This is a genomic window from Exiguobacterium sp. s28, assembly GCF_018618135.1.
Taxonomy (GTDB): domain Bacteria; phylum Bacillota; class Bacilli; order Exiguobacteriales; family Exiguobacteriaceae; genus Exiguobacterium; species Exiguobacterium mexicanum_A.
Genome location: NZ_JACSLL010000007.1, coordinates 36,787 through 56,076 on the forward strand (window position 1 = coordinate 36,787; position 19,290 = coordinate 56,076).

24 protein-coding genes and 1 tRNA gene are annotated in these 19,290 nt (G+C 52.7%); 13 read left to right on the forward strand and 12 right to left on the reverse strand.

Annotated elements, in window-relative coordinates:
- Nucleotides 1-30 precede the first annotated feature (30 nt).
- Both KNP78_RS08950 and KNP78_RS08955 read right to left on the reverse strand, forming a co-directional pair.
- On the reverse strand, nucleotides 31-897 hold the full coding sequence (locus KNP78_RS08950) for a YitT family protein (protein WP_034781221.1): 867 nt from the start codon (nucleotides 895-897) through the stop codon (nucleotides 31-33).
- 87 nt (nucleotides 898-984) lie between these two features.
- Nucleotides 985-1,392 carry a YkvA family protein gene (locus tag KNP78_RS08955; RefSeq protein WP_034781220.1) on the reverse strand — a complete coding sequence of 136 codons (408 nt, stop codon included), beginning with the start codon at nucleotides 1,390-1,392 and terminating at the stop codon, nucleotides 985-987.
- 113 nt (nucleotides 1,393-1,505) lie between these two features.
- Between KNP78_RS08955 and KNP78_RS08960 the strand changes: the two genes are divergently transcribed.
- Nucleotides 1,506-2,744 carry an aminopeptidase gene (locus tag KNP78_RS08960; protein WP_200860057.1) on the forward strand — a complete coding sequence of 413 codons (1,239 nt, stop codon included), beginning with the start codon at nucleotides 1,506-1,508 and terminating at the stop codon, nucleotides 2,742-2,744.
- A gap of 42 nt (nucleotides 2,745-2,786) precedes the next feature.
- Here KNP78_RS08960 and KNP78_RS08965 read toward each other — a convergent pair whose 3' ends face one another.
- Nucleotides 2,787-3,569, reverse strand: a complete 783-nt coding sequence (locus tag KNP78_RS08965) for an alpha/beta hydrolase (protein WP_034781218.1) — start codon at nucleotides 3,567-3,569, stop codon at nucleotides 2,787-2,789.
- A 125-nt stretch (nucleotides 3,570-3,694) separates the two neighbouring features.
- On the opposite strand from KNP78_RS08965, the gene KNP78_RS08970 reads away from it, so the two are divergent.
- The 6 genes from KNP78_RS08970 to KNP78_RS08995 all read left to right on the forward strand — a co-directional run bounded on the left by KNP78_RS08970 (nucleotide 3,695) and on the right by KNP78_RS08995 (nucleotide 6,573).
- Entirely contained in the window at nucleotides 3,695-4,273 is a 579-nt protein-coding gene (locus tag KNP78_RS08970; protein WP_034781216.1) for a TetR/AcrR family transcriptional regulator, read from the forward strand.
- The gene (locus KNP78_RS08975; RefSeq protein WP_167491846.1) at nucleotides 4,270-4,614 is read left to right on the forward strand and encodes a DMT family transporter; all 345 of its coding nucleotides are present in this window, start codon (nucleotides 4,270-4,272) and stop codon (nucleotides 4,612-4,614) included. Before KNP78_RS08970 ends, KNP78_RS08975 begins: the two co-directional genes overlap by 4 nt.
- Nucleotides 4,611-4,925 (forward strand): DMT family transporter, encoded by a 315-nt coding sequence (locus KNP78_RS08980; RefSeq protein ID WP_021065258.1) that lies wholly within the window; start codon nucleotides 4,611-4,613, stop codon nucleotides 4,923-4,925. Before KNP78_RS08975 ends, KNP78_RS08980 begins: the two co-directional genes overlap by 4 nt.
- A gap of 67 nt (nucleotides 4,926-4,992) precedes the next feature.
- Nucleotides 4,993-5,550, forward strand: a complete 558-nt coding sequence (locus KNP78_RS08985; protein WP_029596076.1) for a GNAT family N-acetyltransferase — start codon at nucleotides 4,993-4,995, stop codon at nucleotides 5,548-5,550.
- Between the two features lie 87 nt (nucleotides 5,551-5,637).
- Nucleotides 5,638-5,710 (forward strand) — tRNA-Val (locus tag KNP78_RS08990).
- 158 nt (nucleotides 5,711-5,868) lie between these two features.
- Entirely contained in the window at nucleotides 5,869-6,573 is a 705-nt protein-coding gene (locus KNP78_RS08995) for a DUF554 domain-containing protein (RefSeq protein ID WP_034781214.1), read from the forward strand.
- Between the two features lie 46 nt (nucleotides 6,574-6,619).
- Here KNP78_RS08995 and KNP78_RS09000 read toward each other — a convergent pair whose 3' ends face one another.
- From KNP78_RS09000 to KNP78_RS09015, 4 genes are all read right to left on the reverse strand, one after another.
- Nucleotides 6,620-6,817 (reverse strand): FeoB-associated Cys-rich membrane protein, encoded by a 198-nt coding sequence (locus tag KNP78_RS09000; protein ID WP_214823770.1) that lies wholly within the window; start codon nucleotides 6,815-6,817, stop codon nucleotides 6,620-6,622.
- A 15-nt stretch (nucleotides 6,818-6,832) separates the two neighbouring features.
- Complete coding sequence (gene feoB, locus KNP78_RS09005; RefSeq protein WP_214754285.1) at nucleotides 6,833-8,809, reverse strand: ferrous iron transport protein B; 1,977 nt, start codon at nucleotides 8,807-8,809, stop codon at nucleotides 6,833-6,835.
- Entirely contained in the window at nucleotides 8,806-9,042 is a 237-nt protein-coding gene (locus KNP78_RS09010; protein WP_214754283.1) for a FeoA family protein, read from the reverse strand. The genes feoB and KNP78_RS09010 overlap by 4 nt, the downstream gene beginning before the upstream one ends.
- 186 nt (nucleotides 9,043-9,228) lie before the next feature.
- Nucleotides 9,229-10,026: a pyrroline-5-carboxylate reductase family protein gene (locus KNP78_RS09015; RefSeq protein WP_034781206.1), complete on the reverse strand. Its 798-nt coding sequence runs from the start codon at nucleotides 10,024-10,026 to the stop codon at nucleotides 9,229-9,231.
- Between the two features lie 205 nt (nucleotides 10,027-10,231).
- Here KNP78_RS09015 and yidD point away from each other — a divergent pair, with 205 nt between their 5' ends.
- Both yidD and KNP78_RS09025 read left to right on the forward strand, forming a co-directional pair.
- Nucleotides 10,232-10,501 carry a membrane protein insertion efficiency factor YidD gene (yidD, locus tag KNP78_RS09020; RefSeq protein WP_034781204.1) on the forward strand — a complete coding sequence of 90 codons (270 nt, stop codon included), beginning with the start codon at nucleotides 10,232-10,234 and terminating at the stop codon, nucleotides 10,499-10,501.
- A gap of 131 nt (nucleotides 10,502-10,632) precedes the next feature.
- A complete protein-coding gene (locus tag KNP78_RS09025; RefSeq protein ID WP_034781201.1) occupies nucleotides 10,633-11,991 on the forward strand; it encodes an alanine/glycine:cation symporter family protein in 1,359 nt (452 codons plus the stop codon).
- An 18-nt stretch (nucleotides 11,992-12,009) separates the two neighbouring features.
- Here the strand turns inward: KNP78_RS09025 and KNP78_RS09030 are convergent, their stop codons facing one another.
- Nucleotides 12,010-12,369, reverse strand: coding sequence for a potassium channel family protein (locus KNP78_RS09030; RefSeq protein WP_034781199.1), 360 nt, complete (start codon nucleotides 12,367-12,369; stop codon nucleotides 12,010-12,012).
- An 83-nt stretch (nucleotides 12,370-12,452) separates the two neighbouring features.
- Between KNP78_RS09030 and cypC the strand changes: the two genes are divergently transcribed.
- Nucleotides 12,453-13,694 carry a CYP152 family fatty-acid peroxygenase CypC gene (gene cypC, locus KNP78_RS09035; RefSeq protein ID WP_214823772.1) on the forward strand — a complete coding sequence of 414 codons (1,242 nt, stop codon included), beginning with the start codon at nucleotides 12,453-12,455 and terminating at the stop codon, nucleotides 13,692-13,694.
- 16 nt (nucleotides 13,695-13,710) lie between these two features.
- On the opposite strand, the gene KNP78_RS09040 is transcribed toward cypC, so the two are convergent.
- Nucleotides 13,711-14,460, reverse strand: a complete 750-nt coding sequence (locus KNP78_RS09040; RefSeq protein ID WP_214823774.1) for a sugar nucleotide-binding protein — start codon at nucleotides 14,458-14,460, stop codon at nucleotides 13,711-13,713.
- Nucleotides 14,461-14,560: 100 nt separating this feature from the next.
- On the opposite strand from KNP78_RS09040, the gene KNP78_RS09045 reads away from it, so the two are divergent.
- Both KNP78_RS09045 and KNP78_RS09050 read left to right on the forward strand, forming a co-directional pair.
- The gene (locus tag KNP78_RS09045) at nucleotides 14,561-15,115 is read left to right on the forward strand and encodes a GNAT family N-acetyltransferase (protein ID WP_214823776.1); all 555 of its coding nucleotides are present in this window, start codon (nucleotides 14,561-14,563) and stop codon (nucleotides 15,113-15,115) included.
- Nucleotides 15,116-15,223: 108 nt separating this feature from the next.
- A complete protein-coding gene (locus KNP78_RS09050) occupies nucleotides 15,224-16,033 on the forward strand; it encodes a DUF368 domain-containing protein (protein WP_214712213.1) in 810 nt (269 codons plus the stop codon).
- Nucleotides 16,034-16,097: 64 nt separating this feature from the next.
- On the opposite strand, the gene KNP78_RS09055 is transcribed toward KNP78_RS09050, so the two are convergent.
- Together KNP78_RS09055 and KNP78_RS09060 are read right to left on the reverse strand one after the other, a co-directional pair.
- Nucleotides 16,098-16,652: a methyltransferase family protein gene (locus tag KNP78_RS09055; protein ID WP_214823778.1), complete on the reverse strand. Its 555-nt coding sequence runs from the start codon at nucleotides 16,650-16,652 to the stop codon at nucleotides 16,098-16,100.
- A gap of 116 nt (nucleotides 16,653-16,768) precedes the next feature.
- Complete coding sequence (locus tag KNP78_RS09060; RefSeq protein ID WP_034781188.1) at nucleotides 16,769-17,617, reverse strand: ABC transporter ATP-binding protein; 849 nt, start codon at nucleotides 17,615-17,617, stop codon at nucleotides 16,769-16,771.
- 189 nt (nucleotides 17,618-17,806) lie between these two features.
- On the opposite strand from KNP78_RS09060, the gene KNP78_RS09065 reads away from it, so the two are divergent.
- Nucleotides 17,807-18,856, forward strand: a complete 1,050-nt coding sequence (locus KNP78_RS09065) for an NAD(P)/FAD-dependent oxidoreductase (RefSeq protein ID WP_034781187.1) — start codon at nucleotides 17,807-17,809, stop codon at nucleotides 18,854-18,856.
- Nucleotides 18,857-18,865: 9 nt separating this feature from the next.
- Here the strand turns inward: KNP78_RS09065 and KNP78_RS09070 are convergent, their stop codons facing one another.
- Nucleotides 18,866-19,282 (reverse strand): VOC family protein, encoded by a 417-nt coding sequence (locus KNP78_RS09070; RefSeq protein WP_214823780.1) that lies wholly within the window; start codon nucleotides 19,280-19,282, stop codon nucleotides 18,866-18,868.
- Nucleotides 19,283-19,290: the final 8 nt, after the last annotated feature.

Below are 19,290 nucleotides of genomic sequence, written 5' to 3' on the forward strand. Positions count from 1 at the left end.
CCAAAAAAATCGACAGCAAGCTGCTGTCGATTACAAGGTATACGAATGCTCTTTGAAGTTACCGACGACCGAATCGATTTCCGAGACGGTGACGAACGCTTCCGAGTCGATATCGGAGACGATTTGACGTAGTTTTGGAATTTCATTGTTTTGCACGACGACGTACAACATTTTCTTCGAGTCGTTCGAATAACCACCGGTTGCGTCCATGATTGTGACGCCGCGCTTCAAGTTTTGCTTGATGACGAGGTTGATTTCATCGGCTTTCTTACAGATGATGAAGCACTGCTTTTGTGCCGAGAAGAATCGGTGAATCGTCAACAGCGTCCGCGACCGGACGAAACTGAGCACGAGCGCGTACATGACCGCTTTAATATCGAACGTGATGAACACGAGAATATAGACGATGATGTCTTGCGTCAAAAAGATCTTAGGGAGCGATAAATTGCGGTTGTTCGTGTAAATGACTTTCCCGAGAATATCTAGGCCACCGGTCGAGGCACCTGCGAATAACAGCAAGGCAAGTCCGAGACCGGAGACGATTCCGCTGAACACCGAGGCGACGAGCGGGTCGTCGAGCGGGGTCGGCGGGATGAGCACGGGCAACGTATCAATCAAGATAGATGATAAGACGACGACGAGCCCGGTCATGAGAATGAACCGTTTCCCCAGATATTTAATCCCGACGATAAAGAGCGGGATATTCAACACGAGTTGCGTGAATCCGATCGGTGTGCCGAACAGCTCGTTGATGATCAAGGTGATCCCGACGATGCCCCCGGACCCGATCTCGTTTGGTTTGAGCAATAAGCCGACAAAGATCGATTGTAGAATCGTTCCGGCGATGATGAACAAAGTCGTCTCGACGGCGATTCGTTTTCTTGATTTTGCGTACATAGATGATGGCTAGGCGCCATACGCCCCCTTTGAAATAAACTCACTCAAGCGTACTCCGATGGTGGAGGAATTTCAAGCGCCGAACGATTACAATTCGTTGTGGAAGCGGTCGATATCGCTTGCGAGCTGTTCATGCACGTAATCGATGACTTGAGCGTCATCGAATAAGCCGAGTGGGGCGTCGTCCGGAATCGCATCGAATGGGGATACGAAGTATAAGACGGCCGCAACGAGGGCATGTTGTTTGTCCGGCTGCATCTCGAACTGGTGATTATAGACGGCACGCAACATGTTGAGTAACTGTTTCATTTGGAAGTAGAGCGTCAGTTCTTCTTCTCGCTCGATATTGCTAATCTCGTTTGAAGCGACGTCGACCGTCACTTTAGCGAGAGCGAGTTCGCCTTGGACCAAGAGGTCACCTAATGTTTCATTGTCGGTATAGTCCTCGGTCGCGCTCGTTAAAAAGTGTGTGTACGTTGTTTTCCAATCTGACATGTATATTCCTCCTTCTATCTTCATCTACTAATATGCCCGTTTTTGCGATTTGGTTGCAACTTTTCCGAAAATTTAAGAAAATAGAAATAAGTGAAAAAGGAGGAACTGTACATATGTCTACTGTAACCATGCCGACTGAGGCAGAATTTGCCCGCTACGCTGAGCTTGCCGTCAAAAAAGGCGTCAACATTCAGCCGGGCCAACAGCTCGAAGTCCGAGCTGATATTAGCCAAGCACCGCTCGTCCGTCAAATCGTGAAAGCAGCTTACGCGGCTGGCGCGAAACAAGTGTATGTCAACTGGAGCGACGAAGAGACGACGAAAGTCCGTTACTTCAACGCCCCAGCGGATGCCTTCAAAGAATACCCGGAATGGCTCAAGGCCCGCTTTGAGCAATTGGCCGAAGAGAAGACGGCATTCCTATCGATCGTCAGCGACGACCCGGACGCACTGAACGGCGTCGAGTCGTCACGCATCGCGGACTCGAACCGTGCTGCCGGCGTGGCGCTCGCGAAATGGCGCAAATATGTCATGAGCGACAATGTCAGCTGGTCAATCGTTGCTGGCGCTTCGGAAGCATGGGCGAAGAAAGTCTTCCCAGACCGTGAAGATGCCGTACCAGCCCTTTGGAAAGCGATTTTCGAAGCGACACGCATGGACCAACCGGATGTGGTCGCGGCGTGGGATACGCATGACGCATCGCTCCGTGAACGCGCGACGTTACTCACGAACAAGAAGTACACGAAGCTCCATTACAAAGCACCGGGCACGGAGCTGACGATCGGTTTGCCGAAGAAACACGTCTTCCTTGGCGGCGGTGGTCCGAACATCGACGGTGTCGATTTCATCGCCAACATGCCGACCGAAGAAGTGTTCACGCTCGCCGATAAAGATTCGGTCGAAGGTCACGTGTCGAGCACGAAACCGCTCAGCTATAGCGGCAATTTGATCGATGGGTTCACGCTCTGGTTCGAAGGCGGGAAAGTCGTGAAGGCGGAAGCGAAACAAGGACAACAGGCACTCGATGAGTTGTTGAACCTCGATGAAGGGGCGCGTCGTATCGGAGAAGTCGCGCTCGTGCCGGACGACTCACCAATCTCGAACTCGGGTCTCCTTTTCTATAACACGTTGTTCGACGAAAACGCATCGTGCCACTTGGCGCTCGGACGCGCGTACTCGACATGTCTCGAAGGCGGACCGCAAATGTCAGCCGAAGAGCTCGCCGAGAACGGTGCGAACGACTCGATGACACACGTTGACTTCATGATCGGCTCGGCCGAGATGAACATCGATGGCGAACTCGAAGACGGTTCACGCGAAGCCATCATGCGTGACGGCAACTGGGTCATTTAATCAAGCAAGAGACGAATCCCTTCGTGGAATTCGTCTCTTTTTTCATGTCAATTCATAGAGGAAGGCGAGGGCGTTCGGTAGTCGACGCCGCCATGCGATCTCGTTATGGACGGCACCGGGCTCGACTTCATAGCGGAAGGCGATCCCTGTTCGCGCGACCGTCTCGACGAGTTTCGCATTCGTATAAAGGTAATCCTCGGGCGTGATCGGTCCGCTCGTCTCGTTCGTCCCGATGTCCATATAGAGACGCGCCGTCACATCGGCCTGCTTCACTTCCCGAATGAGGGAGTCGAGATTGGCCCAAGCGGCTGTCGAGAGCGAGCCGACGCGCCGGATGGACGGATAGGCCGTCATCATATAGAGCGAGATGACCCCGCCCATCGAGCTGCCCATCACGCCGACGTCGTCCGGGTCGGTCGCGTAGCGCTCATCAATCCACGGCTTCAACTCTTGCATGAGCCAGTCGGCGTAAGCACGCCCTTTACCCCCGAGCGTGGGCCGTGTCTTGGCGAGTTCCGGTCCGATCCGCCGGTATAGCATCTCATCCTCATAAAATGAATACTCATCGTAGCGGTCGAGCCAGTCTGGGGCACTCGCGATGGCGACGACCATGAGCGGCAATTGTAAGTCCTCGATGTGGCGGTCGATCGACCAACCTTCGCCGATTGTGGCGGTCTTGCCGTCGAACACGTTTTGACCGTCGTGCATATAGAGGACCGGGATCCGCTTGTCAGCCGAAACAAAGTCGGGACGATAGACGCGGACGATCCGTTTCCGGCCGCGTGTCGTCTCGGTCGGTAACGTAAAGCTGAATTGCTCAAGCATATAAAGCGCTCCTTTCCCATTCACTGTCTCCATTTTGCCGGGTGGAACCGGGGAATGCAATCCGCACACTTGACTACCTACCGTTCGTTAGGTAAGGTGGTGAGAGAGAAAGGGGACGATCTTTGATGAATACGAAACAACGAATCGAACTGGCGGCGCGGCGCCGGTTTGCGCTTGAAGGATATGAAGGCTTGTCGCTCGCCTCGCTCGCTGAGGATGTCGGCATCAAAAAGGCGTCGCTATACGCCCATATCGAAGGGAAAGAACAACTGTTCAAGCAAGTCGTCGAGGACATGGGGAACCGTTATGCACACATCTGGCAGGAGGCACGGGACGCTTCCGTTGACGCTGCGCCGCTCGAGCGGATCGAGGCGATCGTCGAGGCGTTGATTCGCTTCTTTGAAGAGGAAGAGACGTGGATGCTGACGAAGCGGATGTTGCTCGTCCCACCGCCCGAGTTGCGATTGTTCATCGAGACGACGCTCGGTTCGGTCGAGACGGAATTGCAAGCGTTCGAGAAAGAACAGTTTCGATTGGCGATGGAACAAGGCGCCTTACCCGAACAGTCACTCGAGGACGTGTATGACGCGTACTATTGTTTTCTAGACGGGGCGCTTCTTTCGCTCTTCACGCTTGAGACGAATCGCGTCAAACGGCAACGGGCCGCATTCACGATTTTCAAGAAAGGAGTCGGTTGGACATGAAACAAGATCAACTAGCCTGGGTTTGGCTCGTGCTCGCCGGTCTGCTCGAAATCGTTTGGGCGACGACGATGAAGCTGTCGAACGGGTTCACGGTGCTCGGTCCGAGCGTGATGACGATTCTATTATTGATTGTGAGTTTTGGATTGTTGGCGATGTCGTTCCGCACCTTACCGGCGGGGACGGGATACGCCGTCTTTACCGGCATCGGAGCCGTCGGAACGGTCATCGTCGGGGCGCTCTTGTTCGACGAGGCGCTCACCGGGATGAAGCTCGTCTTTATCATCACGCTTCTGATCGGTGTGGTCGGACTGAAACAAGTGACGGGAGGTGAGTCGGCATGAGTTGGGTATTTTTGATTGGTGCGGGTCTTGCTGAGATGATGGCCGTCTTTTGGATGGGTAAATCAAAAGGCTATCAGATTGTTAAATGGTCGATCTTGTCGGTCGGAACGTTTGCCTTAAGCTTTTATTTATTGTCGCGTTCGCTCGAGACGCTCCCGCTCGGATTGGCGTATTCGATTTGGGTCGGGATTGGGGCGGCCGGCGGGGTCGTGCTCGGCATGCTGTACTTGAACGAATCCCGGGACCGGTGGCGCATCTTCTTCTTATTGCTTATTATCGGAAGCGTCATCGGATTGAAAGTTGTCGCGTGATCAGGATTAGCTTCGAATAAAAACGGGAATTGAATAGTTCAGACTGTGAACGAAAGGGGCGGGGACGATGAGTCATATCAAACTGCAATCCGAGCGTCTACGACTCGAACCTTACACGATTGCTGATTTTTATTTCGTGAAATCGCTACTCCAAGATCCGCGCGTGATGCGTTTCATTAGCCCGGACGGAAAGCCATATACGGATGAACAGACGATCGAATGGTTCGAGCGCCAGTTGGCCCGCTATCAGACGGGTCGTCAAACCGGGTTGCTCAAATTGATGTCGCATGAAAATGACGAGCCGATCGGTCATGCCGGCACGTTGCTCCATGAACTCGACGGCACGATTGAACTTGAAGTCGGATATTGGTTGGCGCCGAAGCATTGGCATATGGGCTACGGACGCGAGGCAGCGGCTCGCCTTATGCGTCATGCATTCGAAGAAGGTGAGAAAGAGATCATTTCCTTGATTCATCCGGATAACGTCCCATCGCAACGAGTCGCGAAAGCGAACGGATTGCATTGGGACCGTGACACTGAGTATCAAGGCATGCTCGTCTCGGTATATGCCGGTGATTTAGAGCGGTTATGCCGCCATATGAAACGGGAAGAAATGACGCGTTGAAAAAAAGTAAAAAAAGTTTTAAAAAACAGTTGCCAAGGCATTAGTTTCTTGATATATTAATAGTGTCCTTAAGAGAGGACACGACCTGATTCTGTAGCTCAGCTGGGAGAGCGCTACCTTGACAGGGTAGAGGTCGCTGGTTCGAGCCCAGTCAGAATCACTTGGGTGCCAAACCCGATGCGAAACCCATAGGAACGTGGGTTTCCGCGACGCCACTTCTTGCGAGAAGTGGCTTTTTTTTGTTTTTCTTTCAATTGACAGTCTACATACACAGTTGGTATATTCCTCTCAATACATACAGAAACGGGGAATATTACAATGGTCTTAACCGGAACAATCGTCAACGCGGCGTTGATCGTGATTGGCACATTACTTGGACTTTTATTTCACCGCATCCCCGAACGAATGAAAGAGACGGTCACCGCAGCCATCGGTCTCGCCGTCGTCTTGCTAGGGATTCAAATGGGGATGAAGAGTGAGAACTTTTTAATCGTCATCGGCAGTCTCGTCATCGGGGCGGCGCTCGGCGAATGGTGGAAACTTGATGAGAAGTTGAACGAGGTCGGCTATCAATTAGAACGCCGACTCGGCGGCAAGAGCAAGTCGAGTATCGCCGAAGGCTTCATCACGGCGACGCTCATCTTCGTCATCGGGGCGATGGCGGTCATCGGTGCACTCGACAGTGGATTGCGCGGGGACCATGATGTCCTCTATACAAAAGGATTGATTGACGGCTTCACGGCACTCGTCCTTAGCTCGACGCTAGGGATTGGGGTCATGTTCTCGGCCGTCCCGGTTCTCTTATACCAAGGGGCAATCGCCTTGCTCGCCATCCAAATCATGAAGTTTATCCCGGAATCGCTCATGGATGACTTTATTTTAGAAATGACAGCGACCGGCGGCGTCATGATCGTCGCAATCGGTTTAAATTTGGTCGGCATCACTCGGATTCGCGTCGCGAATCTATTGCCGGGGATTTTGATGGTCGCCGTCATCGTCACCGTGTTACATATCTTTCAATGAACAAATGGACGGGCGCAAAAAACGCGCCCGTCCATTTTTGTATAGGTCATGACTTTTTTGAGTTGGAACGTAAAGCCTCGGTGATGAGTTGATCCCAGTCGGCGGCCTCACAGGATGATGTGCACGTCGGTTTGATCTCACAAGTGGCACATTTCCCGGCTTTTGCTTTTCGTGTGTATCGATCAAGCGCATAAACGGCGTATCCGAAGACGCCAAGGCCAATCAATAGATCAAATAAAGACATCTCATTTCCTCCTTGTCACGAAAATCCGAGTAGACGGCCGATTTGGTAGATGAGCAACGATACGACATACGCCACGCCTAATCCGTAAAGGCTAGCGACCCATGTCAGCTTGGCGCTTCCTACCTCACGCCGAATGACAGCAACGGTCGCCAGGCACGGCACATAAAGCAAGACGAACGCCATGAAGCTATACGCGCTCAACGGAGTGAACACGGGAAATAATGAAGCCGACAAATCGGATTCACTGACCGCATAGATGATCGCCATCGTCGAAACGACGACTTCTTTCGCCAAAAAACCGGTGATGAGTGCAGCGCCCGCTTGCCATGTCCCAAATCCGAGCGGTACCAACAACGTCGCGATGACGCCACCGACCATGGCGAGAAAACTCTCGTCCATCGGCACGTCGAACCCATTTGGGCCGGAATAAGCGAGCAACCAAATGAAGACGGAACCTCCAAAGATGAACGTACCGGCTTTTCGGACGAACCCTTTTGCTTTTTGCCACGTGCTGCGCCAAAGCGTCAACCCCTGAGGGACCCGGTAAGGAGGTTGTTCGACGATAAAGAGGCTATTTCGGTCTTCTGCGGCCAAGAGGGACGTAAAAATTTTAGCGATGATCAATGCCAAGATGATTCCTAACATATAGAGCGACAGGACGACGAGCGCTTGATTCGATGCAAAAAAGCTAGCAGCAAAGACGGCGTAAATCGGTAGACGTGCAGAGCAAGACATGAACGGTGAAATGAATATCGTCACCAGCCGTTCGCGCTCCTCCTCGATCGTTCGGGCGGCCATGATACCCGGGACGTTGCAGCCGAAGCCGATGATCATCGGGATGAAGCTTTTCCCGTTCAGTCCAACGAGTTGCATGAAACGATCCATGACGATGGCGACGCGCGCCATATATCCTGAGTCCTCTAAGAATGAGATGAAGAAAAAGAGCACAAAGATTTGCGGCACGAAGACGAGGACGCCGCCGACACCGGCGATCACACCTTCGATGATCAACGCTTGGATGAAGGACGAGGTCCCGAGCGTTTGTAACAACCAGCTCGTTCCCGATGTGAGGGGACCGGTCAACAATCCATCCAATACATCGGATAAGGGCGCGCCGACCCAGTTGAACGTGATATGGAACAAGCTATAGAGCACCGCGAAGAAAATCGGTAAGCCCCAGATCGGATGTGTGACGACGGCATCGATGCGATCAGTCAGCGTGACGCGCCGGGTATTCCGTTCCTCGACGACGTGCTGACGAACGTCTTTCGTCCACTCGCGTCTTCGTTCCGTGATATGGGCATGAGCGAAGCGACCGAGTTTCATTTCCAACGTCTTTCGAATCGCGAGGACGGTTGGTGCTGAAGACTCAAGTAGCTCGGAAATGACGCGGTTTCCAGCCAAGTATTGGACAGCGACCCAGCGGTCACGGTCGGAGCGGCCGATCGCGTCCAAAATTTGTTGAATCGCTCGTTCGGTATCTTGCCCGTAGTCAAGGATGAACGGGTCGCGTGGTTTCGATTGAAGCGAGGATAAAAGGACATCACAACCGGCTCCGGTGCGCGCTGTGATGGGGAAAATATCGACGTTCAACCGTTCGCGCAACCGTTCTAGATTGATGGTGATCCCCCGTCCTTCAGCGACATCGACCATGTTCAATCCGATTTGGAGCGGGCGCCCCATTTCGAGCAGCTGGAGCGTCAATTGTAAATTGCGTTCGAATTGTGAGGCGTCGATGATGTTGAACAGCCCATCGAACGGTTCCTGTAACAGAAACCTCGAGACGATCGCTTCGTCAGCCGACAGCGGGTCTAAGTCATAGACACCCGGCAAGTCGATTAGCTGCCCGATGTTGCCATGCAATTGTCCGACTTTCTGTTCGACGGTGACGCCGGACCAGTTTCCGACGTGGGCGAAAGAACCTGTCAATCGATTGAACAATGACGTTTTTCCGGTATTCGGGTTCCCGATGAGGGCGATTCGTTGGGTCATGGGACAATCACCTCGATTTGTTCGGCGTCACAACGACGAATCGCAATCATTTGTTGATGTTCGATTTGTTCGATGGTGAGCGGTCCGGATAGGATGGCCCGACGTTTGATCCGTATGGAACAGCCCTCATAAAACCCTAAAGCAATCATGCGACGGCGCAGACGATCATCAATTCTCGTCAAATCGGATATGAACACAGGCTGATGCAACGGAATGGCAAGTAGTGAACGCATTGAGATCTCTCCATATTCATTAAATGATAATTGTTCTCAATAAGTAGCATACCATGCCCTTTGTCGTTGGAAGTTCCCATAATATGTGGATTTTATGACTTATCGAGCATACGAAGGGAAACGAAAAAACACCCGCTAGACGTCAGAACGTAACGTTCGACTTCTAGCGGGCATTTCATTCAATGGTTACGTTCTTTCAATCGGTGCGTCAATCGCTTCATGGTCTTCTTTCGCGCTTTCACGTAGTGCGGAGGACATGACGTCAGCCAAGTCGCGTGTGCGAAGGACACCGACACCCCGATCGGTCGGACCGTCCGGCGCGGCCACATCTGCGATCAAGTCGTTCGTCGGCCGTGTCTCATGGAGGAGAAGCTCAGCTGATCCTTTCATCGCTTGGGCGACGATTTGACGGGCTGTCGTTTCGTCAAATCCTGCTTCCGTCAAGACCGGTGTCATCGACCCGACAATCTCGTAAAAGAAAGCGGGGCTACAACCGGCGGCGGCCATAAAGGCCGACATCGTCTTCGCATCAGTCACAGCTGTACGACCAACACGCTCAAACAACGCCGTCGCCGTTTCACGGACCGTATCATCGGTCTCGGGTCCGAACCAGAGTCCGGTCATCCCGTTTTGATAAGCCACTGGCGTATTCGGCATCGCGCAGACGGCAGGGAGACCTGACGCCTCTTCAATTTCGCTCGGTTCGATATGAGCCGCTACGGAGACGAGGAGCGGTGTGGTCCACGTCTTCGAGCTTACATATGGAAGCACCCCGTCCGGTTGCATCGCAAGGACGACAATGTCATACGCGTTGACATCCTCTTCGTCGACGATTTGCACGCCGAGCTCAGTGTGAAGTTCTGTAAGACGTGTCCGGTCACTCCGGTTCGTCATCGTGATTTGTTCAGGAGACAGACCTGAGGCTAACCATCCGCGGACGAGTGACTCGCTCATCGATCCTGCTCCTACCATTAAAATATTCATAATCGTCACCTCTTCATATAGATTCGGTCGTGTACATGTTGCCTATCATAACAAATGATGCGTCAAATAGCGCCTCTCGTGCTCAAATTGTAAAACAAAGGAAAAACGTGACACCGTCTTGTCACTGGATTGTCGCAGACGTCACGGATGACAAGTCGAACCGGTCGAGCTATCATGGCAGTAATCAATCAGGAGGCGATGAAACGTGAAACGAGTGTTAGTCCGGGGGATTCAAGGGTATCAACGCTTCATTTCTCCGTTGAAACCACCGACGTGTCGGTTTTATCCGAGTTGTTCGCATTATGGGATCGAGGCGATCGAGAAACATGGTGCACTCAAAGGTGGTTATTTGACGACGCGCCGGCTCATGCGTTGCCAACCGTTCCATTCGGGCGGGCTCGACTACGTGCCGGACGAGTTCGATTGGAAGGCGCCGTTACAACGTGAAAAACCCCCATCTCAGCGAGACGTCTAATCGACGGCTCGCTGTTTTAGATACAGCCCCTCTTTCTCTGACTTGTTTTATCACAATACTTTTGACAATCTTCTAAGTATTCTGAAAAAATAGAGATGTACTCATTACATACGGGGAAAGGGGAATACAACATGGGTCAATCGTTCAGTGAACTCATCGGTACGATTTCAAACTTTGTGTGGGGACCACCGTTATTGATTTTGCTTGTGGGGACAGGCATTTATTTGACGGTACGTCTCGGGGGAATTCAAATCACGAAGTTGCCTTACGCATTGAAGCTCGCATTCTCTAAAAATCAGGACAAGTCATCGAAAGGGGATATCAGTCACTTCCAAGCACTCATGACCGCGCTCGCGGCTACGGTCGGTACGGGGAATATCGTCGGGGTCGCGACGGCTGTCGTGCTCGGTGGGCCAGGCGCGATCGTCTGGATGTGGGTATCCGGTTTCTTCGGAATGGCGACCAAATACGCGGAAGCCGTGCTCGCGGTCAAATATCGGGTCACTGATGAGCGGGGACAAATGGCTGGGGGACCAATGTATTACTTGGAGCGCGGCTTGAAACAGCGCTGGCTCGCCGTCGCCTTCGCGGGGTTCGCTTCCCTCGCGGCGTTCGGGATTGGAAACGGGGTACAGACGAATTCGGTGGCGATGGCACTCCAAACGACGTTTGATGTGCCGCTTTACGTATCCGGTATCTTGATCATGATCTTCACGGGTGCGGTCATCTTAGGTGGTGTCAAATCGATTGGACGCGTCGTCAGTTACTTCGTACCGGTCATGATCGTCTTTTATCTCGGCAGTGGATTATTGATTATGATTATGAACTATACGCTCATTCCAGATGCGATTTCACTCATCTTCAGCAGCACGTTAAGCGCCGAGGCAATTGGTGGAGGAGCGATCGGGGCGGCGATTCGTTACGGGGTGGCCCGCGGCGTCTTCTCGAACGAGGCCGGTCTTGGATCGGCCCCAATCGCGGCGGCGGCGGCCAAGACGGATATGCCAGGACGTCAGGCACTCGTCTCGATGACGCAAGTGTTCCTCGATACGCTCATCGTCTGTTCGGTCACAGGGATCACGCTCGTCATGGGCGGACAAATCGGGTCGGGGCTCGAAGGGGTCGCGTTGACGACGGCGACGTTCGAGCAATTTTTAGGGCCGACTGGCGGATATATCGTGACAATCGGCCTCGTCATGTTCGCCTATTCGACGGTGCTCGGATGGTCGTATTATGGAGAACGTTCGATTCACTACTTGTTCGGCCAGAAATCGATTATTCCGTATCGCATCGCCTTCGTCCTCGTGGCCGGACTCGGTGCGATGACGACGAACCTTAACTTGGTCTGGGCCCTTTCCGATGTGTTTAACGGTTTGATGGCCATCCCGAACTTGATTGGTCTGCTGTTCTTGTCGGGTGTCGTGATCGCCGAGACGAAACGGTTCAATCAGCAACTCGAGCTCGAAAATCGAAATCGAAAAGCATCTTAACGAAACACGCCATCGTCTTCAAGGAGACGGTGGCGTATTTCGTTTGCGGACCTCTTCGAGTCGCGCTTGCTGGAGGTGGTCAAAGACTTTGGTGATGAAGCCGACCATGATGCCGACACCAGTAATGACGTAGCCGATCGTGAACACTTTACCGAGATCGGTCGTCGGGACGAAATCCCCATAGCCGATCGTCGTGAGCGTGACGACGCTGAAATACAAGGCGTCAAGCCAACGCATGTCCTCGAACCGTGAATAAAATAGTGTCCCCGAGACGATGGTCAGGAGGGCGAGACTGAACAACACTTGAAACTCAGCGTCTTTCAGACCGCGCCAGATTCCGCGAAACATGCGACGAAACGTCAAAATAAATGAGAGCATTCGCCCGCCTCCTTTCTTTATAGGTTTGTTCGCTAAGAACAGGGGAACATCCTCTATAGAAAAGTTGGAAAGGATGATACATCATGACACGACCGATCCCGAAAGAACAAGGGCTCGACCATAGCTTGGCGTTCCTCCGGGAGGGCTACTTGTATGTCCCGAACCGCAGAAAAAGCTTTCAGTCAAACCTATTCGAAACGCGTTTACTTGGGGAGCGAGCAATCTGTCTCGGTGGTGCCGAGGCAGCCGCTTTATTTTATGACGCGGACAAATTCGTTCGGCAAGACGCGGCACCGAAGCGGTTGCTGAAGACGTTGTTCGGGGAGGACGGGGTGCAGACGCTGGACGGTGCGGCGCATGCACATCGAAAAAAGATGTTCATGTCGCTCATGTTCCCAGGAAATATCGAGCGACTGACGAGACTTGTCAGCCGTGAATGGGAACGAGCGCTCGATGCGGCCGAAGACGAAACAATGCTCTATGATATGGCGCAAGAAGTCCTCATGCGGGCCGTTTGTGAATGGGCCGGGGTTCCGCTCGGTGAGCATGAAGTGAAACAGCGGACGGATGAGATGCGGTTGTTGTTCGAATCGGGGACGGCCCTTGGACCAAAGCACATACGTGGACGGGCGGCCCGGTCGTCGGCCGAGTCTTGGGTTCGGAAGATGGTCGAGGAAGTGCGGACGAACCGGTTGCTTCCGAACGAACAGACAGCACTGTATGAATTTTCATGGCATCGTGATGAGGCAGGGGAACTGCTTCCGGCCGATGTCGTGGCGGTCGAGGTGATCAATATTATACGACCGACTGTGGCGGTGTCGATTTACGTCTTGTTCACTGTGCTCGCGTTGCATCAGTTTCCGGAGGCTCGTGCTCGGTTGGCCTACGGCGAGACGGATTCGACATGGTTCGTCCAAGAAGTCCGGCGCTTTTATCCGTTCTTCCCGGTGACGGCTGCGCGCGTCAAACAGGACTTCGAATGGGATGGGTTTGCGTTCGAGCAAGGGACGCTCGTCTTGCTCGACTTGTATGGGACGAACCACGACCCCTCGCTTTGGACGGAACCCGAACAGTTCAATCCAGACCGGTTCAAAGGGTGGACCGAGAGCCCGTTCACGTTCATCCCTCAAGGTGGCGGGGATGTGGATTTTGGGCATCGCTGCGCCGGGGAACATGTGACGATCGCCATCATGCGTGAAACGATTGACGTGTTCTTGAACCGCTATCGCTATGAGGTACCGTCTCAAGACCTTAGTTATAGTTTTGTGGACTTACCGAGTTTGCCGAAAAGCGGGCTCGTGTTGGAACGGGTTGAACGCAAATGAGTCGCCGAGAGGCGACTCATTTTGTGTGCAAGGCTAACCGTTTCGTGATCGGTTGGATTGTGATGTTCGTGTCGACCATACGGTTATCCCGTTTCGGTTCGTCGGTTCGTTCGATTTGCCATGATGTGTCATGCAACTCTTTTAAGCCGAGTGCGATGTCATAGAGGGAATGGCTCGGGTTGCCGTTCAATTGATACAGTCCCGGGCCACGTTTCGTCAAAATCTCGAACAAGGCGTCCGCCGTATCTTCTAAAAACGAGCAGGACGGGTACCAGTGTGCGCTCGCGACGATTACACCGTTTCGCTTCATCTCGGTCTCGAAATAATCCATCATATTGTTCGAACCGGGACCGTCCCCGATTTGCCAACCGAGGCGGACGATTTGGGCACCGGGATTAGTCCTGGCGATGTTTTCTTCACACGCCCGTTTATAGGCACCATATTCATCTGTTGCATCGGGCGGTGTGTCCGGGGTGATTGGTCCCGTCACACTGTCGGAGAAGACGGAGACGGTGCTCGTGAAGAGGAAGGGGATTTTATATTCCCCGCATAGAGGTGCGAGCGTATCGGCCCATTCGGCGGCACCCATGCCGATATGAAGAAAATAAGTCGGGCGGACCGATTCGATAAAGGCTCGCATCTCAGCCTCGTCAGATGTGGACACTTTCGTGCGGTCCCACGCGACCGGCTCGATGCCGTGCCGCTTTAATGTACGGGCGACGACAGGGGCGACCGTTCCGTTCATGCCTGTCAAAATTGCTTTCATTACTTATTCCTCCCTTCTGTTTGTATCATCCCACACTTCACTGTCCGACAAACCCTTTGAAAGAAGCTTTGTGCTAGACTGATGGGTGGAGGCGATAAAGATGAATATTCGAAAAGCGACACCGGATGACAGCACGCAAATCGCACCGCTCGTTTACGCGGCGATTCACGAAATTGCGTATTCGTTGACCGGTACGTCAGACCAACAACAAGTACTCGAACGACTCTCGATGTGGATTGGTCAGCCCGGAAACCGCTTGAGCTACGAAAACGTTTGGGTGGCGGAAAACGAGACAGTGATGGCGGGCATTCTGATTGCCTACCACGGGGAACGGGCATCGCAGTTGGATGAACCGATCAAGGCGTGGCTCCGGACCCAAGGGCAACCGGACACGTTAGACGTCGAAACGTCAGGGGATGTGCTCTATATCGATTCGGTCGCTGTCGACTCGTCGTTCGGCGGCCGTGGGATTGGGACGAAACTGATTCAACAAGCGATTGACCATGCCCGTGAGACAGGCATCCCACAAGTCACGCTCAACGTTGACCAGACGAACCCGGCAGCCGGGCGGTTGTATGAGCGGCTCGGCTTTAAAAAAGTGAAAGAAATCGATATCTCCGGAGGACGGTTTGATTATATGGTGCTCGCGCTTTGACTGAACCGTCAATCGGTCAATTATCAGTCTTAAAACCGATGCAAAATGATTGCGACTCGGCTATACTAAATGCTTGAAATGAATCAGTAGCGAAAAAGGAGATCATGTATGGAATGGAAAAATATCCTGCGCGGCATCGCGATGGGGACGAGTGACTTGATTCCCGGTGTCAGTGGTGGGACGATTGCAGTTATTTTAGGGATTTATGACCGGTTGATCGAAGCGATCAGTGGGATTTTCAGTCGACATTGGAAACAGCATATCTTGTTCTTGATTCCGCTCGGGATCGGGATGGCGGGTGCGATTTTAGGTCTTAGCCGCGTGATCGAATTTTTGCTGCTTGAATATTACGAGCCGACCCAGTTCTTTTTCATCGGGTTGATTCTCGGGATAATCCCGTTGCTCCTGTTTGAATTTCGATCGCGTGCGGTCATGCGTCCGGTACATATCGTCGCCATGGTGATCGGGGCCATTCTTGTGGCGAGCATGGCTATCATTAAACCGGCGGATACGGCCATCATTACAGAACTTTCCACAAGTACGGCGATCTTGTTGTTCTTCTCAGGATGGCTCGGAAGTATGGCCATGTTGTTACCAGGGATTAGCGGCTCGTTCGTCTTGCTTCTCATCGGGGTCTATCCAACCGTCATCAGTGCGTTATCGAACTTGAATATTCTCATCATCGGTATCGTCGGTCTTGGGGTGGCGGTCGGTTTCATCGTCAGCAGTAAAGTGATCCGCTATTTGCTCGGCCATTTTCCAGGCATGACGTTTTCCGTCATTTTAGGCCTCGTCATCGGCTCGCTCGCGGTCGTATTCCCGGGTCTCCCGGACACGACGCTCATGTGGGTGCTCAGTATCCTCTCATTTGGGGCAGGCTTTATGATCGTCCGTCTGCTCGGACGCTTCTCTGTATAAAAAAACATGCACGACCGTCATCGATTGACGGCGTGCATGTTTTTGTTTATTCAGCGATTGTTGCTCAATAGATGAACGGGATCAATCGTTTACGCGATTTGGCCCACGTTCGATACGCGCCCCCGAAATGAGAGGTCAGCATCTTCTCTTCGATATGAATTCGCCATAACAGCGCTAAACCAATCGAGAATGTGCCGAATAAGGCGATGCCCCAATGCGTGAAGTAAAGTGAAAACCCGAGCGTGATAAACAAGAGCCCTGTGTAGAGCGGGTGACGTAAATAGCGATACGGCCCCGAACTGACGAGTTCATCCTCGGGACGGACGACGACGTGACGGGTGAACTGATGGCGCAACTGCCCGATGCCCCAATAGCGGAGCGACACTCCGGCTACGTAGCAACCGAGTCCGAGCAGACGTTGGGGAAGCGGTTGACGTACATCTGTCCAGACGGATAATCCGATGGAAACCGCGAACACGATGACCATGATCAATGAAACGATGTAAAAACTGGCGTGCTCACTGGCGCCGTCGGTCGGCTCGGACCGATTTCGGTAACGCCAAATTTCATATAGCCAAGCGACTGAGATGAGAATGAAGAACCCGTCTAACCAATCCATAGCGTGCCTCCTTTCTCAGTATCTTCCACTCAATACCCGCGTCTTCCTCCCCAAAAACGCACGCTGAATGAAAAAACGTCTCGCAATGTGCGGGACGTCAAGTAGTGCTCAGCCGATTAATGCGCGTTGGCAAGCAGTGCTGCGGCGACCTGTTTGTCGTGTTTCACTTCGTTTGTCTCTTCTTTGATCAAGTGATACGTGAGACACATCGGCTTCTCGGTCCGCGGGTCGCGACCGATGATGGCATCGATGTGGAATACTTGTCTGAGGACGAGCGGACAGATGACTTCTTCGGCCGTTCCTGTCGCGAGTACTTCGCCGTCTTTCATCGCGACGATGTGATCGGCAAAGCGAGCGGCCTGATTCAAGTCGTGGAGGACCATGACGATGGTTCGTCCTTGGTCTCGATTGAGCGTCTCGAGCAGTTCGAGTACTTCGAGCTGATGGGCCAAGTCGAGATACGTCGTCGGTTCATCCAAGAAAATCAAATCGGTCTCTTGGGCGAGCGCCATCGCAATCCATACACGCTGACGTTGTCCGCCTGAGAGGGCATCGACGCTGCGGTCTTTATAGGCGAGCGTCCCGGTCACGTCAAGCGCCCAATCAATCACTTCATGATCATGTTTCGAAAGGCGGCCAAATCCGGATTGATAAGGGAACCGGCCGTAGGAGACGAGTTCTCCAACCGTCAATCCGCCGGCACCTTCTGGCGTTTGCGGCAGGATCGCCATTTTTCGGGCGATCTCTTTCGTGTTACATTTGGCGATGTCGGCTCCGTCCAAATGGACTGAACCGTTAGACGGAGAAAGAATCCGGGTCATCGCCTTCAAGAGCGTCGATTTTCCACAGCCGTTCGGTCCGATGATCGTCGTGATTTTATGGTCGGGAATCGACAAGCTCAATTGTTTTACAATCGTCTTGTCGCCATATCCGACCTCGATATCTGTCGTATGTATCCGTGACATGATGGATTCCCCTTTCCGTAGATGACGCCCGTGATAATGATTCTCAATATCGAATCTACTATAGCAAGTGCCACACATCGTGTCAATGTTTGTTTGATGTCAAAATAGATTGTCGACAGGCGTATTTCAAGGTATAGTGAATGAGAATGAGAATCAATGGCGCTGGAGTTTCAAGGAAGGGTGAGGGCGATGAGCGAACAAGATGTATATGATGTAACGATTATTGGGGGCGGACCAGCCGGACTATATGCGACGTTTTATAGTGGGCTTCGTGGGATGAAGACGAAATTGATTGAGTTTCAACCACATCTCGGCGGCAAAATCCATGTCTATCCAGAGAAGATGATTTGGGACGTCGGCGGGGTCACACCGACGACCGGCGCTCGCCTTATCGAACAATTGGTGGAACAAGGCTTGACGTTTGATCCGACCGTCGTGCTCGGAGAGAAAGTCGAATCGATGACGAAGGACAACCAAGGCCATTTCGTACTCGATACGACACATGGACAGCATGTTTCCAAGACGGTCATCGTCGCGACAGGAAGCGGCATCCTACAACCACAAAAAATCGATATCAGCGGGGCAGAGCGCTTCGAGGTCTCGAATTTACACTATACGGTCAAATCGCTCATGGCGTTCAAAGGAAAGACGGTGTTGATCTCAGGGGGCGGCAACAGTGCCATCGACTGGGCCAATGAGCTCGAACCGATTGCTGAGCGCGTCATTTTAACGTACCGGAAAGAAGCGCTCAAGGGACATGAGTCACAAGTCGATAAATTGCTTTGTGGCCGTGTCGACTGTCGGTTGCATACGCAAATCGAAGACCTCATCTCTCGGGATGGGACGACGATTCATGCGGTTTCGCTCGTCGATTGCGGGACGGGGGAACGTGATCTCGTAGAAGTCGACGAAGTCGTCATCAACCATGGGTACGAGCAGGATACGGCGCTGCTCGGTGATTGCGAGTTACAAGTCGAGATGGTGGATGGTTTTTACGTGAAAGGCAATGCGAGCAGCGAGTCATCGGTGCCAGGTTTATATGCAGCGGGCGATATCTTAACGCATGAAGGGAAAGTCCATCTGATTGCCGGTGCTTTCCAAGATGCGGCCAATGCCGTCAACCGTGCAAAGACGTTCATCGATCCGGACGCCACGAAAGCGGCGATGGTGTCCTCGCACAACGAACGGTTGAAGACAAAAAACCGTGATATCATCGAGCAGGCATTACAAAAGCAGTGAGGGGCTCCCTCACTGCTTGCTTGTTGTCGGATAGTCGCACAGTTCGACGATGACGCCGCCCGAATGACGTGGGTCCATATAGATGAGACGTCGGCCTTTTGCCGTCGTCCGCAACGTGTCCTCTAAAAAGGAAATGCCGTCTCGTTTGAGCGACTCGATCGATTGAGTTAAGTCATCAACCTGGTAGGCGATATGGTGGACGCCTTTGCCTCGTACTTTCATGAAGCGGGCGATTGGACTCGTTGGGCTCGTCGGCAACAACAGTTCAATCACATCGTCACCGACGTGGATGACGGCGATTTCCGTCTCGACGCCGACCGCTGTGTTTGTGTAGCGATCGACGAGCTTCCCTTGTAGGACGGTCGTGTAAAATGAAATCGCTTCGTCTAAATCACGGACAGCGATTCCGGTATGGTCAATGTGCATCTTAATCC

Coding starts and splice junctions, on each gene's coding strand:
- KNP78_RS08970 (WP_034781216.1), top strand. CDS start 3,695: ATGAATACGAAACAACGAATCGAACTGGCGGCGCGGCGCCGGTTTGCG.
- KNP78_RS09050 (WP_214712213.1), top strand. CDS start 15,224: ATGGAATGGAAAAATATCCTGCGCGGCATCGCGATGGGGACGAGTGAC.
- cypC (WP_214823772.1), top strand. CDS start 12,453: ATGACACGACCGATCCCGAAAGAACAAGGGCTCGACCATAGCTTGGCG.
- KNP78_RS09010 (WP_214754283.1), bottom strand. CDS start 9,042: ATGCGTTCACTACTTGCCATTCCGTTGCATCAGCCTGTGTTCATATCC.
- KNP78_RS09030 (WP_034781199.1), bottom strand. CDS start 12,369: ATGCTCTCATTTATTTTGACGTTTCGTCGCATGTTTCGCGGAATCTGG.
- KNP78_RS08985 (WP_029596076.1), top strand. CDS start 4,993: ATGAGTCATATCAAACTGCAATCCGAGCGTCTACGACTCGAACCTTAC.
- KNP78_RS08995 (WP_034781214.1), top strand. CDS start 5,869: ATGGTCTTAACCGGAACAATCGTCAACGCGGCGTTGATCGTGATTGGC.
- KNP78_RS09025 (WP_034781201.1), top strand. CDS start 10,633: ATGGGTCAATCGTTCAGTGAACTCATCGGTACGATTTCAAACTTTGTG.
- KNP78_RS09070 (WP_214823780.1), bottom strand. CDS start 19,282: ATGCACATTGACCATACCGGAATCGCTGTCCGTGATTTAGACGAAGCG.
- KNP78_RS09055 (WP_214823778.1), bottom strand. CDS start 16,652: ATGGATTGGTTAGACGGGTTCTTCATTCTCATCTCAGTCGCTTGGCTA.
- KNP78_RS09065 (WP_034781187.1), top strand. CDS start 17,807: ATGAGCGAACAAGATGTATATGATGTAACGATTATTGGGGGCGGACCA.
- KNP78_RS09000 (WP_214823770.1), bottom strand. CDS start 6,817: ATGTCTTTATTTGATCTATTGATTGGCCTTGGCGTCTTCGGATACGCC.
- feoB (WP_214754285.1), bottom strand. CDS start 8,809: ATGACCCAACGAATCGCCCTCATCGGGAACCCGAATACCGGAAAAACG.
- KNP78_RS08950 (WP_034781221.1), bottom strand. CDS start 897: ATGTACGCAAAATCAAGAAAACGAATCGCCGTCGAGACGACTTTGTTC.
- KNP78_RS09015 (WP_034781206.1), bottom strand. CDS start 10,026: ATGAATATTTTAATGGTAGGAGCAGGATCGATGAGCGAGTCACTCGTC.
- KNP78_RS09060 (WP_034781188.1), bottom strand. CDS start 17,617: ATGTCACGGATACATACGACAGATATCGAGGTCGGATATGGCGACAAG.
- KNP78_RS08965 (WP_034781218.1), bottom strand. CDS start 3,569: ATGCTTGAGCAATTCAGCTTTACGTTACCGACCGAGACGACACGCGGC.
- KNP78_RS09040 (WP_214823774.1), bottom strand. CDS start 14,460: ATGAAAGCAATTTTGACAGGCATGAACGGAACGGTCGCCCCTGTCGTC.
- KNP78_RS08955 (WP_034781220.1), bottom strand. CDS start 1,392: ATGTCAGATTGGAAAACAACGTACACACACTTTTTAACGAGCGCGACC.
- KNP78_RS08980 (WP_021065258.1), top strand. CDS start 4,611: ATGAGTTGGGTATTTTTGATTGGTGCGGGTCTTGCTGAGATGATGGCC.
- KNP78_RS08960 (WP_200860057.1), top strand. CDS start 1,506: ATGTCTACTGTAACCATGCCGACTGAGGCAGAATTTGCCCGCTACGCT.
- KNP78_RS09045 (WP_214823776.1), top strand. CDS start 14,561: ATGAATATTCGAAAAGCGACACCGGATGACAGCACGCAAATCGCACCG.
- KNP78_RS08975 (WP_167491846.1), top strand. CDS start 4,270: ATGAAACAAGATCAACTAGCCTGGGTTTGGCTCGTGCTCGCCGGTCTG.